Here is a 13234-nt window from a genome sequence, read left to right as displayed (position 1 = left end):
GATCAGAAGATCTCCTCGACGCTCTTGCCGCGCTTGGCAGCAATGGATTCAGGAGATTGCATGGCTTTCAGACCCTTGAAGGTGGCGTAAACCACGTTCACTGGGTTGGTCGAACCGTAGCACTTGGCCAGAACGTTCTGAACACCAGCAACTTCCAGGACAGCACGCATTGCGCCACCGGCGATGATACCGGTACCTTCCGAGGCAGGCTGCATGTAAACCTTCGAGGCGCCGTGGGCAGCCTTGGTGGCGTACTGCAGGGTGGTGCCCTTCAGGTCAACCTGAATCATGTTGCGGCGAGCAGCTTCCATGGCTTTCTGGATCGCGGCTGGTACTTCGCGCGACTTGCCACGGCCGAAGCCAACACGACCTTTACCATCACCTACCACGGTCAGCGCGGTGAAGGTGAAGATACGGCCGCCTTTTACGGTTTTGGCAACGCGGTTAACTTGAACCAGCTTCTCGATGTAGCCTTCGTCGCGCTTTTGATCGTTATTTGCCATAACTTAGAACTCCAGCCCGCCTTCACGAGCAGCATCAGCCAGCGCTTTGACGCGGCCATGGTACTTGAAGCCGGAACGGTCAAAGGCAACTTGAGATACACCGGCGGCTTTCGCACGCTCAGCTACCAGCTTGCCAACCTTAGTGGCCGCGTCGATGTTGCCAGTGGCGCCATCACGCAGGTCTTTGTCCAAGGTCGAGGCGCTTGCCAGAACCTTGCTGCCGTCGGCCGAAATGACCTGGGCGTAGATGTGCTGCGAGGAGCGGAACACGCACAGGCGCACGACTTCGAGTTCGTGCATCTTGAGACGTGCTTTGCGAGCGCGACGCAGTCGAATAACTTTTTTGTCGGTCATTTACTAGGCCCTACTTCTTCTTGGCTTCTTTACGACGGACTACTTCGTCCGCGTAACGCACACCTTTACCTTTGTAAGGCTCTGGCGGACGGAAGTCGCGGATTTCAGCGGCCACCTGACCTACCAGCTGCTTATCGATACCCTTGATCAGGATGTCGGTCTGGCTAGGTGTTTCAGCGGTGATACCGGCTGGCAGTTCGTAGTCCACTGGGTGAGAGAAGCCCAGGGCCAGGTTCAGGACGGTGCCCTTGGCCTGTGCCTTGTAACCAACACCGACCAGCTGGAGCTTACGCTCGAAGCCTTGGCTTACGCCTTGGACCATGTTGTTGACCAGGGCACGGGTAGTACCGGCCATGGCACGAGCTTGCTGGTCACCATTGCGAGCGACGAAACGCAGCTCACCAGACTCTTCGGTAACTTCAACAGACGAGTGAACGTTCAGTTCGAGAGTGCCTTTAGCACCCTTCACCGAAAGCTGCTGGCCAGCGAATTTGACTTCGACACCGGATGGCAGCTTAACGGGGTTCTTAGCGACGCGAGACATGTCTATCCCCCCTTAGAACACTGTGCACAGAACTTCGCCGCCGACACCGGCAGCGCGCGCAGCGCGATCAGTCATCACACCTTTGTTGGTGGAGACGATAGACACGCCCAGACCGCCACGTACTTTCGGCAGATCGGTGACGGCCTTGTACTGGCGCAGGCCTGGACGGCTGGAGCGCTTCAGTTCCTCGATGACCGGACGGCCTTCGAAGTACTTCAGTTCGATCGACAGGGAAGGCTTGGCCTCACCAGTTACCTGGTAGCCAGCGATGTAACCTTCGTCCTTCAGAACTTTGGCAACCGCGACCTTCAGGGTAGAGGAAGGCATGCTTACGACGGACTTTTCAGCCATCTGGGCATTACGGATGCGAGTTAGCATGTCCGCTAACGGGTCCTGCATACTCATGGGCTAGATGCTCCTGATACAAGAATTATTAGCCTTGCGGCTATGACAACCACCCGAGCGGATTGGGCAAAAAACCCAGGCTCAGGTGAGCCGGTCATTCTAGACACAAGGCAGAAACGAAACAAGCCCCATATAGGGGCTTGTTTGATGGCAAGGTCACCGGCGGTCGGAAGATTGCTCCCCTTCCACCAGGATCTTGCCTGCAGCGATTACCAGGAGGCTTTAACCAGACCTGGTACGTCACCGCGCATTGCAGCTTGACGCAGCATGTTACGGCCCAGGCCGAACTTACGGTATACACCGTGAGGACGACCGGTCAGGCGGCAACGGTTGCGCAGACGCGCAGCGCTGGCATCACGCGGCTGCTTCTGCAGAGCGACAACGGCAGCGAAACGCTCTTCTGGAGAGGCGTTAACGTTGACGATGGTCGCTTTCAGCTCAGCACGCTTCTTAGCGAACTTGGCTACCGTGAGCTGACGCTTCAGCTCGCGGTTTTTCATGCTCTTCTTGGCCATTTTCCTACTCCAATCAGTTGCGGAACGGGAACTTGAAAGCACGCAGCAGAGCGCGGCCTTCGTCGTCCGAACGAGCAGTGGTGGTCAGGGTGATGTCCAAACCGCGCAGAGCATCGATCTTGTCGTAATCGATTTCCGGGAAGATGATCTGCTCTTTCACGCCCATGCTGTAGTTGCCACGGCCATCGAAGGACTTGGCATTCAGGCCGCGGAAGTCGCGAACCCGAGGCAGGGAGATCGCCAGCAGGCGGTCCAGGAATTCGTACATCTTGTCGCTACGCAGGGTCACCTTGACGCCGATCGGCCAGCCTTCGCGGACTTTGAAGCCAGCGATGGATTTGCGAGCGAAAGTCACGACCGGCTTTTGACCGGTGATCTTTTCCAGGTCGGCAACAGCGTGCTCGATGACTTTCTTGTCGCCGATCGCTTCGCCCAGACCCATGTTCAGGGTGATCTTGGTAACGCGCGGAACTTCCATCACGTTCGACAGCTTAAGTTCTTCCTTAAGCTTAGGAGCGATTTCGTTCCGGTAAATCTCTTTCAGTCGTGCCATGGTCTTCTACCTAGCAGTGTTCAAGCATCAACCGCTTTTTGGGTCGACTTGAAGACACGAATTTTTTTACCGTCTTCTACTTTGAAACCAACGCGGTCAGCCTTGTTGGTTTCGCCGTTGAAGATGGCAACGTTGGAAGCGTGCAGAGGCGCTTCTTTCTCGACGATACCGCCCTGTACGCCCGCCATCGGGTTAGGCTTGGTATGACGCTTGACCAGGTTCACACCACCGATGACCAGACGGTCATCAGCGAGAACCTTCAGCACCTTACCGCGCTTACCTTTGTCTTTGCCGGCGATCACGATGATCTCGTCGTCACGACGAATCTTTTGCATGTCGGATCTCCTTACAGCACTTCAGGGGCGAGCGAGACGATCTTCATGAACTTCTCAGTACGAAGTTCACGGGTCACTGGCCCGAAGATGCGAGTGCCGATCGGCTCTTGCTTGTTGTTCAGCAGAACAGCAGCGTTGCCGTCGAAACGAATGATGGAACCGTCAGCGCGACGAACACCGTGACGGGTGCGCACGACAACAGCGGTCATCACTTGGCCTTTTTTGACCTTACCGCGTGGAATTGCTTCCTTGACGGTAACCTTGATGATGTCACCGATGCCGGCGTAACGACGGTGCGAACCGCCGAGCACCTTGATGCACATGACGCGACGAGCGCCGCTGTTATCGGCCACATCGAGCATGGATTGAGTCTGAATCATAAAATTTCTCCGACCCCTAGCCCTTAGACTTCAACAGCGCGTTCGAGGACTTCAACCAGTGCCCAGGACTTGGTCTTGGCCAGCGGACGGGTTTCACGGATGGAAACCTTGTCGCCGATCTTGCACTGGTTGGATTCGTCGTGCGCGTGCAGCTTAGTCGAACGCTTAACGTATTTACCGTAGATCGGGTGCTTTACGCGACGCTCGATCAGTACGGTGATGGTCTTGTCCATTTTGTCGCTGACGACACGGCCAGTCAGCGTACGGACGGTTTTTTCAGCTTCAGCCATGATCACTTACCTGCCTGCTGGTTGAGCACAGTTTTCACGCGAGCGATGTCACGCTTAACTTGCGAGAGCAGGTGCGACTGCCCCAACTGGCCAGTTGCTTTCTGCATACGCAGATTGAACTGGTCGCGCAGCAAGCCGAGCAGTTGCTCGTTCAGCTGCTGTGCCGATTTTTCACGAAGTTCATTCGCTTTCATCACATCACCGTCCGCTTAACAAAGGAGGTGGCGAGAGGCAGCTTTGCAGCAGCCAGGGCGAAAGCTTCGCGCGCCAGCTCTTCAGAAACACCCTCGATCTCGTACAGGACTTTGCCTGGCTGAATCTGGGCAACCCAGTATTCCACGGAGCCCTTACCTTTACCCATACGAACCTCGAGAGGCTTCTTGGAGATCGGCTTGTCCGGGAACACACGGATCCAGATCTTACCGCCACGTTTAACGTGACGGGTCAGCGCACGACGTGCGGACTCGATCTGGCGAGCGGTGAGGCGACCGCGAGCAACAGCTTTCAGAGCGAATTCGCCGAAGCTGACTTTGCTACCGCGCAGTGCCAGACCACGGTTGTGGCCAGTCATCTGCTTGCGGAATTTTGTACGCTTTGGTTGCAACATTTGGCGTACCCCTTACTTAGCAGCTTTTTTACGAGGCGCTGGTGCTTGTGGTTTCAGTTCTTCTTGGCGACCACCAATAACTTCGCCTTTGAAGATCCAAACCTTCACACCGATCACACCGTAAGTGGTGTGAGCTTCGTAGGTGTTGTAGTCGATATCGGCACGCAGGGTGTGCAGAGGCACACGACCTTCGCGATACCACTCGGTACGAGCAATCTCAGCACCGCCGAGACGACCGCTCACCTGGATCTTGATGCCCTTGGCACCAATACGCATGGCGTTCTGTACTGCGCGCTTCATGGCGCGACGGAACATTACGCGGCGTTCCAGCTGCTGAGCTACGCTCTGCGCAACCAGCATAGCGTCGAGTTCCGGCTTGCGGATCTCTTCGATGTTGATGTGCACAGGCACACCCATCTGCTTGGTCAGGTCCTGACGCAGCTTCTCGACATCTTCACCTTTCTTACCGATAACGATACCGGGACGAGCGGTGTGGATGGTGATGCGTGCAGTTTGAGCCGGACGATGAATATCGATACGGCTTACGGACGCGCTTTTTAGTTTGTCTTGGAGGTACTCACGCGTTTTCAGATCCTTCAACAGGTAATCTGCGTAAGTAGCACCGTCTGCGTACCAGACGGAGGTGTGCTCCTTGACGATTCCCAGGCGAATGCCAGTGGGATGTACTTTCTGACCCATCTGATCGACTCCGTTACTTGTCCGCAACCTTGACAGTGATATGGCAAGACCGCTTGACGATGCGATCAGCACGGCCTTTGGCACGTGGCATGATGCGCTTCAGCGAACGCCCTTCGTTGACGAAGACGGTGGAGACCTTCAGGTCATCAACGTCTGCGCCTTCGTTGTGTTCGGCGTTGGCAACGGCCGACTCGAGGACTTTCTTCATGATTTCAGCGGCTTTTTTGCTGCTGAAGGCCAACAGGTTGAGCGCTTCGCCCACCTTCTTCCCGCGGATCTGGTCGGCGACCAAGCGGGCTTTCTGGGCGGAGATGCGAGCGCCCGACAACTTAGCGGCTACTTCCATTTCCTTACCCCTTAACGCTTGGCTTTCTTGTCAGCCACGTGCCCGCGATAGGTGCGGGTACCGGCGAACTCGCCCAGTTTGTGGCCGACCATGTCTTCGTTCACGAGAACTGGAACATGCTGGCGACCGTTGTGAACCGCGATGGTCAGACCGACCATTTGTGGCAGGATCATCGAGCGACGCGACCAGGTTTTAACTGGCTTGCGATCGTTCTTCTCCACCGCCACTTCGACCTTCTTCAACAGGTGAAGATCGATAAAAGGACCTTTTTTCAGAGAACGTGGCACTGTCGTATCCCTCTAGTTACTTGCGACGACGGACGATCATGTTGTCGGTACGCTTATTACCACGGGTTTTAGCACCCTTGGTTGGGAAGCCCCATGGCGATACCGGATGACGACCACCGGAGGTACGACCTTCACCACCACCATGCGGGTGGTCAACCGGGTTCATGGCAACGCCACGAACGGTTGGGCGAACGCCGCGCCAGCGTTTGGCACCAGCTTTACCCAGCGAACGCAGGCTGTGCTCGGAGTTCGAGACTTCGCCCAGGGTCGCACGGCATTCAGCCAGTACTTTACGCATCTCACCGGAACGCAGACGCAGAGTCACGTATACGCCGTCACGAGCGATCAGCTGAGCCGAAGCACCAGCGGAACGAGCGATCTGAGCACCTTTACCCGGCTTCAGTTCGACGCCGTGAATGGTGCTACCTACTGGGATGTTACGCAGTTGCAGGGAGTTACCGGCCTTGATTGGGGCCAGGGCACCTGCGATCAGCTGGTCACCAGCGCTCACGCCTTTAGGGGCGATGATGTAGCGACGCTCACCGTCTGCATAGCACAGCAGGGCGATGTGAGCAGTACGGTTTGGATCGTATTCGATACGCTCGACAGTGGCTGGAATGCCATCTTTGTCGTTGCGACGGAAGTCGACCAGACGGTAATGCTGCTTATGACCACCACCAACGTGACGAGTGGTAATGCGGCCATTGTTGTTACGACCACCAGACTTCGATTTCTTCTCGAGCAGCGGTGCGTGAGGAGCGCCTTTGTGCAGCTCCTTGTTGACCACCTTGACCACGAAACGGCGGCCAGGGGAAGTCGGTTTGCATTTAACGATTGCCATGATGCACCCCTTCCTTACTCAGCACTGCTGCTGAAATCGAGATCTTGGCCTGGCTGAAGGGATACGATCGCCTTCTTCCAGTCATTACGCTTGCCCAGACCACGTGCGGTACGCTTGGTTTTACCCAGAACGTTAACAGTCGACACGTTTTCAACTTTTACGTTGAACAGGCCTTCGACAGCTTTCTTGATTTCCAGCTTGGTTGCATCGGTAGCAACCTTGAATACGAACTGGCCTTTTTTCTCAGCCAGAACGGTAGCCTTCTCGGAAACGTGCGGGCCAAGGAGGACTTTAAATACGCGTTCCTGGTTCATCCCAGCAGCTCCTCGAATTTCTTCACGGCCGAGACAGTGATCAACACTTTCTCGTATGCGATCAGACTGACCGGGTCGGAACCCTGTACGTCACGTACGTCGACGTGCGGCAGGTTGCGAGCAGCCAGGTACAGGTTCTGATCAACAGCGTCGGAGACGATCAGTACGTCGCTCAGACCCATGCCGTTCAGCTTGTTCAGCAGATCTTTGGTTTTCGGTGCTTCAACAGCGAAGTCCTGAACCACGACCAGACGGTCGCTACGCACCAGCTCAGCGAGGATGGAGCGCAGAGCTGCGCGGTACATCTTCTTGTTGAGCTTTTGCGAGTGATCTTGAGGGCGAGCTGCGAAGGTTGCACCACCGCCACGCCAGATCGGACCACGAGTGGTACCAGCACGAGCACGACCAGTACCCTTCTGACGCCATGGGCGCTTACCGCCACCAGCCACGTCGGAACGGGTCTTCTGCTGCTTGGTACCCTGACGGCCGCCGGCCATGTAGGCCACGACTGCTTGGTGAACCAGCGTCTCGTTGAATTCGCCACCGAAAGTCAGTTCGGAAACTTCGATCGCCTGAGCGTCATTTACATTAAGTTGCATGTCAGTTTCCCCTTAACCGCGAGCCTTGACAGCTGGACGTACAACCACGTCGCCGCCAGTAGCGCCAGGTACGGCACCCTTGATCAGCAGCAGGTTGCGTTCAGCGTCTACGCGAACTACTTCCAGGGACTGAACAGTCACGCGCTCGGCGCCCATGTGACCGGACATCTTCTTGCCCTTGAACACACGACCAGGAGTCTGGCACTGGCCGATGGAACCAGGAACACGGTGCGACACGGAGTTACCGTGGGTGTTGTCCTGACCACGGAAGTTCCAGCGCTTGATGGTACCGGCGAAGCCTTTACCTTTGGACTGACCAGTAACGTCAACCAGCTGGCCTGCAGTGAAGAGTTCAGCTTTGATCAGATCGCCAGCCTGGAAATCGCCTTCTTCAAGACGGAACTCCCAAACACCGCGACCAGCGGCAACGTTGGCCTTGGCGAAGTGGCCTGCCTGAGCGGCAGTCACACGCGAAGCACGACGCTCGCCGACAGTGACTTGCACTGCACGGTAGCCATCGGTTTCTTCAGTTTTGAACTGGGTGACGCGATTCGGCTCGATCTCAATGACCGTGACCGGAATGGAGACACCTTCTTCGGTGAAAATGCGGGTCATACCGCACTTGCGACCGATTACACCAATAGTCATGTTGTAAACCTCATGAGTGTACGGGGCTTTCACCCGCTATGGCCGCCCATTTCAGAGCGTTACACGACTAGACCGAAGTCTTAGCCGAGGCTGATCTGTACTTCCACACCTGCCGCCAGATCAAGCTTCATCAGCGCGTCAACGGTTTTATCCGTTGGCTGGACGATGTCCAGAACACGCTTATGAGTGCGAATCTCGTACTGGTCACGCGCGTCTTTGTTGACGTGCGGAGAGACCAGAACGGTGAAACGCTCTTTGCGGGTAGGCAGTGGAATTGGACCACGCACTTGTGCACCAGTACGTTTCGCGGTTTCCACGATTTCCTGGGTGGATTGGTCGATCAGGCGATGGTCGAAAGCCTTCAACCTGATACGGATTTGCTGATTTTGCATTGGATTTCAGACTCCAGGCTGTTCCCAACGGACGCACTACGCCCGCTAAAAGGAGGCGTGATTCTATAGACGCCCCCATTTAGTGTCAACCCAATAAAAAAAACCCCCGCTGAGCGGGGGTTTTTTCAATCGGTCGAGTGATTACTCGATGATTTTGGCCACAACGCCGGCGCCGACGGTACGACCGCCTTCACGGATAGCGAAGCGCAGACCGTCTTCCATTGCGATGGTCTTGATCAGGGTAACAGTCATCTGAATGTTGTCACCTGGCATTACCATTTCAACGCCTTCCGGCAGTTCGCAGTTACCGGTCACGTCAGTGGTACGGAAGTAGAACTGAGGACGGTAGCCTTTGAAGAACGGAGTGTGACGACCGCCTTCTTCCTTCGACAGAACGTAGACTTCTGCGGTGAACTTGGTGTGCGGCTTGACCGAACCTGGCTTGACCAGAACCTGGCCACGCTCAACGTCGTCACGCTTGGTACCACGCAGCAGAACGCCGCAGTTCTCGCCAGCACGACCTTCGTCCAGCAGCTTGCGGAACATCTCAACGCCGGTGCAGGTGGTGGTGGTGGTGTCACGCAGACCAACGATTTCCAGCGGATCCTGAACGCGGACGATACCACGCTCGATACGACCGGTAACAACGGTACCACGACCCGAGATCGAGAATACGTCTTCGATCGGCATCAGGAACGGCTGGTCGATGGCACGAACTGGCTCAGGAATGTAGCTGTCCAGAGTCTCTACCAGCTTCTTAACAGCGGTAGTGCCCATTTCGTTGTCGTCTTTGCCTTCCAGGGCCATACGAGCGGAACCGATGATGATCGGAGTGTCGTCGCCTGGGAAGTCGTAGGTGGACAGCAGGTCGCGAACTTCCATCTCGACCAGTTCCAGCAGCTCAGCGTCGTCTACCAGGTCAGCCTTGTTCAGGAAGACCACGATGTACGGAACGCCAACCTGACGGGACAGCAGGATGTGCTCACGGGTTTGTGGCATCGGACCATCGGCGGCCGAGCAAACCAGGATCGCGCCGTCCATCTGGGCAGCACCGGTGATCATGTTCTTCACGTAGTCAGCGTGACCTGGGCAGTCAACGTGAGCGTAGTGACGAATGGTCGAGTTGTACTCAACGTGAGCGGTGTTGATGGTGATACCGCGCGCTTTTTCTTCCGGAGCCGAGTCGATCTTGTCGAACTCAACGATTGCCGAACCGAAAACTTCGGAGCAAACGCGAGTCAGAGCTGCGGTCAGAGTGGTCTTACCGTGGTCAACGTGGCCGATGGTGCCGACGTTAACGTGGGGAAGGGAACGATCAAATTTTTCTTTAGCCACGACAGTGAACCTCTTGCCTAAAGGGGATTAGCCTTGTTTTTTAACGAGTGCTTCGACGATGTTCGACGGAGCTTCGGCGTATTTGGAGAATTCCATGGAGTAGCTTGCGCGACCCTGAGACATGGAACGAACGTCGGTTGCGTAACCGAACATTTCTCCGAGCGGTACTTCAGCACGGACGACACGGCCAGAGACCGATTCATCCATACCCTGGACCAGACCACGACGACGGTTCAGGTCACCCATCACGTCACCCAGGTAGTCTTCCGGGGTTACAACTTCGACCTTCATGATCGGCTCGAGAACCACACCGCCGCCTTTAGTGGCCAGCTGTTTGGTCGCCATCGAAGCAGCGATCTTGAACGCCATTTCGTTGGAGTCGACGTCGTGGTACGAACCGTCGAATACCGCGGCCTTCAGGCCGATCAGAGGATAGCCGGCAACAACGCCGTTCTTCATCTGCTCTTCGATACCCTTCTGGATCGGGGCGATGAATTCCTTAGGAATTACACCACCAACGACTTCGTTGGAGAACACCAGACCTTCGGTGATGTTGCCTTTCTCGTCGACTTCTGGCTCCGAGAAACGGATCCAGCAGTGACCGAACTGACCACGACCGCCCGACTGACGAACGAACTTGCCTTCGATCTCGACGTTGGACTTGGTGATCTTCTCGCGGTACGAAACCTGCGGCTTGCCGATGTTGGCTTCGACGTTGAATTCGCGCTTCATGCGATCAACGAGGATGTCCAAGTGCAGCTCACCCATGCCCGAGATGATGGTCTGGCCAGTCTCTTCGTCGGTCTTGACGCGGAACGACGGGTCTTCCTGGGCCAGCTTGCCCAGTGCAATACCCATCTTCTCCTGGTCAGCCTTGGTTTTCGGCTCTACGGAGAGCGAAATAACCGGCTCAGGGAAGTCCATACGCTCAAGAATGATTGGCTTGTCGGCGTTGCACAGGGTTTCGCCCGTGGTCACGTCCTTCATACCGATCAGTGCGGCGATGTCGCCAGCGCGCACTTCCTTGATCTCTTCACGCTGGTTGGCGTGCATCTGCACCATACGGCCAACGCGCTCTTTCTTACCTTTGACCGAGTTGATGACCGAGTCACCAGAGGTCAGAACGCCCGAGTAGACGCGAACGAAGGTCAGAGTACCCACGAACGGGTCAGTCGCGATCTTGAACGCCAGAGCCGAGAACGGCTCGTCGTCGTCAGCGTGACGCACATCTTTACGAACAGCCGGATCTTCTTTGTCCAGCTCTTTGTCGTCCGGATTGATACCCTGGATTGCAGGGATCTCGGTCGGAGCAGGCAGGTAGTCGATGACGGCGTCGAGAACCAGGGGAACGCCCTTGTTCTTGAACGACGAACCGCAGACGGCCGGTACGATTTCGCTAGCCAGGGTGCGCGCGCGCAGACCGGCCTTGATCTCTTCGACGGTCAGCTCTTCGCCTTCCAGGTACTTGTTCATCAGCTCTTCGCTGGACTCGGCAGCCGCTTCAACCATGTTGGAGCGCCACTCTTGAGCCAGCTCCAGCATATCGGCAGGAATTTCTTCCTCGCGATAGGTGGTACCCTTGTCGTCGTCGTTCCAGTAGATAGCCTTCATCTTGATCAGGTCGACCTGACCCTGGAAGTTATCTTCCGAACCGATGGCCAGCTGAACAGGAACCGGGGTGTGACCCAGACGGTTCTTGATCTGACCTACGACGCGCAGGAAGTTTGCACCGGCACGGTCCATCTTGTTCACGTAAACAACACGTGGAACGCCGTATTTGTTGGCCTGACGCCATACGGTTTCGGACTGAGGCTCAACACCGGAGGTACCGCAGAACACAACGACCGCGCCGTCGAGTACGCGCAGCGAACGCTCTACTTCAATGGTGAAGTCAACGTGGCCGGGGGTGTCGATAACGTTTACACGGTAGTTGTCATACTGACCAACGGAGCCTTTCCAGAAGGTGGTAACGGCAGCGGAGGTAATGGTGATACCCCGCTCCTGCTCCTGCACCATCCAGTCGGTGGTCGCGGCGCCGTCATGCACCTCGCCCATTTTGTGGCTCAGACCTGTGTAGAACAGGATCCGCTCGGTAGTGGTGGTCTTGCCCGCGTCAACGTGGGCACAGATACCAATGTTACGGTAGCGGTTAATTGCTGTAGTACGAGCCATAAAGCCCTCGCAAAATGATTGATGCTTGAATTAGAAGCGGTAGTGCGAGAACGCTTTGTTGGCTTCAGCCATACGGTGAACGTCTTCACGCTTCTTGACTGCAGCACCCTTGCCTTCGGCAGCATCCAGCAGTTCGCCGGCCAAACGCAGAGCCATCGACTTCTCGCCGCGCTTGCGGGCGTAGTCTACGAGCCAGCGCATTGCCAGAGCGTTACGACGGGATGGACGAACTTCAACCGGAACCTGGTAAGTAGCACCGCCTACACGACGGGACTTAACTTCGACCAGCGGAGCGATGGCGTCGAGAGCTTTCTCGAAGATTTCCAGGGGGTCGCTGTTCTTGCGTGCTTTGACGGTATCCAGGGCACCGTAAACGATGCGCTCGGCTACGGCCTTCTTGCCGCTTTCCATCACGTGGTTCATGAACTTGGCGAGGATCTGGGATCCGTACTTCGGATCGTCAAGGATCTCACGTTTTGCTGCTACACGACGTCTTGGCATGATAAGCCCTCAAACGGTCTTCAGGTTAGCCCGGGACGTGGGTCTTCGACCCCTGCCCGACCTTACTCTTATCGACTCAAAAAAATGGATGTCTGCAAACGGCCGATTACTTCGGACGCTTGGTACCGTACTTCGAACGACCCTGGTTACGGCCTTTAACGCCCGAAGTATCCAGAGAGCCGCGAACGGTGTGGTAACGAACACCTGGCAAGTCTTTTACACGGCCGCCACGGATCAGGACGACGCTGTGCTCTTGCAGGTTGTGGCCTTCACCACCGATGTACGAGGAAACCTCGAAACCGTTGGTCAGACGCACACGGCATACTTTACGCAGTGCCGAGTTAGGTTTTTTCGGCGTGGTGGTGTACACACGGGTGCACACGCCACGACGTTGCGGGCAGTTCTGCAGCGCAGGAACGTCGGACTTCTCGACCGAACGCTTACGCGGCTGACGTACCAGCTGGTTGATAGTTGCCATCTACTAGCTCCACTGATTGTCTTGCGACTCTATTGTCTTGCAAGAAAGCCAAAAATTGGCGAGACGGAGCCTCACCAAATTTAAGGGTACAAAAGTCTAAAGAGGATCTTGCACCCAGTCAAGACGAGGCCCCGAC

At 56.1% G+C, this 13234-nt stretch carries 23 protein-coding genes; all 23 read right to left on the bottom strand.

Annotated features, from left to right (window positions below; all coding sequences use genetic code 11):
* Positions 1–2: 2 nt before the first annotated feature.
* Positions 3–503, bottom strand: coding sequence for a 30S ribosomal protein S5 (gene rpsE / locus ACNQP3_RS02450; protein ID WP_003255465.1), 501 nt, complete (start codon positions 501–503; stop codon positions 3–5).
* Between the two features lie 3 nt (positions 504–506).
* Entirely contained in the window at positions 507–857 is a 351-nt protein-coding gene (rplR, locus tag ACNQP3_RS02445) for a 50S ribosomal protein L18 (RefSeq protein ID WP_003255467.1), read from the bottom strand.
* A 10-nt stretch (positions 858–867) separates the two neighbouring features.
* The gene (gene rplF / locus ACNQP3_RS02440; protein ID WP_003255469.1) at positions 868–1401 is read right to left on the bottom strand and encodes a 50S ribosomal protein L6; all 534 of its coding nucleotides are present in this window, start codon (positions 1399–1401) and stop codon (positions 868–870) included.
* Positions 1402–1413: 12 nt separating this feature from the next.
* Positions 1414–1806, bottom strand: coding sequence for a 30S ribosomal protein S8 (gene rpsH / locus ACNQP3_RS02435; protein WP_003255471.1), 393 nt, complete (start codon positions 1804–1806; stop codon positions 1414–1416).
* 209 nt (positions 1807–2015) lie between these two features.
* Positions 2016–2321: a 30S ribosomal protein S14 gene (gene rpsN / locus ACNQP3_RS02430; RefSeq protein WP_008089807.1), complete on the bottom strand. Its 306-nt coding sequence runs from the start codon at positions 2319–2321 to the stop codon at positions 2016–2018.
* 13 nt (positions 2322–2334) lie between these two features.
* Positions 2335–2874, bottom strand: a complete 540-nt coding sequence (gene rplE / locus ACNQP3_RS02425; protein ID WP_003255474.1) for a 50S ribosomal protein L5 — start codon at positions 2872–2874, stop codon at positions 2335–2337.
* A 20-nt stretch (positions 2875–2894) separates the two neighbouring features.
* Entirely contained in the window at positions 2895–3209 is a 315-nt protein-coding gene (rplX, locus tag ACNQP3_RS02420; protein WP_003255476.1) for a 50S ribosomal protein L24, read from the bottom strand.
* 11 nt (positions 3210–3220) lie between these two features.
* Positions 3221–3589 carry a 50S ribosomal protein L14 gene (gene rplN / locus ACNQP3_RS02415; protein ID WP_002555479.1) on the bottom strand — a complete coding sequence of 123 codons (369 nt, stop codon included), beginning with the start codon at positions 3587–3589 and terminating at the stop codon, positions 3221–3223.
* A gap of 23 nt (positions 3590–3612) precedes the next feature.
* Positions 3613–3879, bottom strand: a complete 267-nt coding sequence (gene rpsQ, locus ACNQP3_RS02410) for a 30S ribosomal protein S17 (protein WP_008089812.1) — start codon at positions 3877–3879, stop codon at positions 3613–3615.
* 2 nt (positions 3880–3881) lie between these two features.
* On the bottom strand, positions 3882–4073 hold the full coding sequence (rpmC, locus tag ACNQP3_RS02405) for a 50S ribosomal protein L29 (RefSeq protein ID WP_002555481.1): 192 nt from the start codon (positions 4071–4073) through the stop codon (positions 3882–3884).
* Positions 4073–4486, bottom strand: coding sequence for a 50S ribosomal protein L16 (rplP, locus tag ACNQP3_RS02400; RefSeq protein WP_003255479.1), 414 nt, complete (start codon positions 4484–4486; stop codon positions 4073–4075). The genes rpmC and rplP overlap by 1 nt, the downstream gene beginning before the upstream one ends.
* A 12-nt stretch (positions 4487–4498) precedes the next feature.
* Positions 4499–5185, bottom strand: a complete 687-nt coding sequence (gene rpsC, locus ACNQP3_RS02395) for a 30S ribosomal protein S3 (RefSeq protein WP_003255481.1) — start codon at positions 5183–5185, stop codon at positions 4499–4501.
* Positions 5186–5198: 13 nt separating this feature from the next.
* Positions 5199–5531: a 50S ribosomal protein L22 gene (rplV, locus tag ACNQP3_RS02390; protein WP_003103908.1), complete on the bottom strand. Its 333-nt coding sequence runs from the start codon at positions 5529–5531 to the stop codon at positions 5199–5201.
* A gap of 11 nt (positions 5532–5542) precedes the next feature.
* Positions 5543–5818, bottom strand: a complete 276-nt coding sequence (gene rpsS / locus ACNQP3_RS02385; RefSeq protein WP_003255482.1) for a 30S ribosomal protein S19 — start codon at positions 5816–5818, stop codon at positions 5543–5545.
* Between the two features lie 16 nt (positions 5819–5834).
* Positions 5835–6659, bottom strand: a complete 825-nt coding sequence (gene rplB / locus ACNQP3_RS02380) for a 50S ribosomal protein L2 (RefSeq protein ID WP_008089816.1) — start codon at positions 6657–6659, stop codon at positions 5835–5837.
* A gap of 14 nt (positions 6660–6673) precedes the next feature.
* Complete coding sequence (gene rplW / locus ACNQP3_RS02375) at positions 6674–6973, bottom strand: 50S ribosomal protein L23 (protein WP_003255484.1); 300 nt, start codon at positions 6971–6973, stop codon at positions 6674–6676.
* Positions 6970–7572 carry a 50S ribosomal protein L4 gene (gene rplD / locus ACNQP3_RS02370; protein WP_264316757.1) on the bottom strand — a complete coding sequence of 201 codons (603 nt, stop codon included), beginning with the start codon at positions 7570–7572 and terminating at the stop codon, positions 6970–6972. Before rplD ends, rplW begins: the two co-directional genes overlap by 4 nt.
* A 12-nt stretch (positions 7573–7584) precedes the next feature.
* Positions 7585–8220, bottom strand: a complete 636-nt coding sequence (rplC, locus tag ACNQP3_RS02365; protein WP_003255486.1) for a 50S ribosomal protein L3 — start codon at positions 8218–8220, stop codon at positions 7585–7587.
* Positions 8221–8300: 80 nt separating this feature from the next.
* Entirely contained in the window at positions 8301–8612 is a 312-nt protein-coding gene (gene rpsJ, locus ACNQP3_RS02360) for a 30S ribosomal protein S10 (protein ID WP_003186070.1), read from the bottom strand.
* A 141-nt stretch (positions 8613–8753) separates the two neighbouring features.
* Positions 8754–9947, bottom strand: a complete 1194-nt coding sequence (gene tuf / locus ACNQP3_RS02355; protein WP_003255489.1) for an elongation factor Tu — start codon at positions 9945–9947, stop codon at positions 8754–8756.
* A 27-nt stretch (positions 9948–9974) separates the two neighbouring features.
* Positions 9975–12119: an elongation factor G gene (gene fusA, locus ACNQP3_RS02350; protein WP_012270236.1), complete on the bottom strand. Its 2145-nt coding sequence runs from the start codon at positions 12117–12119 to the stop codon at positions 9975–9977.
* A 30-nt stretch (positions 12120–12149) separates the two neighbouring features.
* Positions 12150–12620, bottom strand: a complete 471-nt coding sequence (rpsG, locus tag ACNQP3_RS02345; protein WP_003246741.1) for a 30S ribosomal protein S7 — start codon at positions 12618–12620, stop codon at positions 12150–12152.
* 106 nt (positions 12621–12726) lie between these two features.
* Entirely contained in the window at positions 12727–13098 is a 372-nt protein-coding gene (gene rpsL / locus ACNQP3_RS02340) for a 30S ribosomal protein S12 (RefSeq protein WP_003255492.1), read from the bottom strand.
* Positions 13099–13234 lie beyond the last annotated feature (136 nt).

It is taken from the genome of Pseudomonas sp. LFS074 (genome assembly GCF_047978165.1).
Lineage (GTDB): Bacteria > Pseudomonadota > Gammaproteobacteria > Pseudomonadales > Pseudomonadaceae > Aquipseudomonas > Aquipseudomonas putida_P.
The sequence above is the reverse complement of the archived record's forward strand: the minus strand, read 5'-3'. Positions and strand labels throughout refer to the sequence as shown.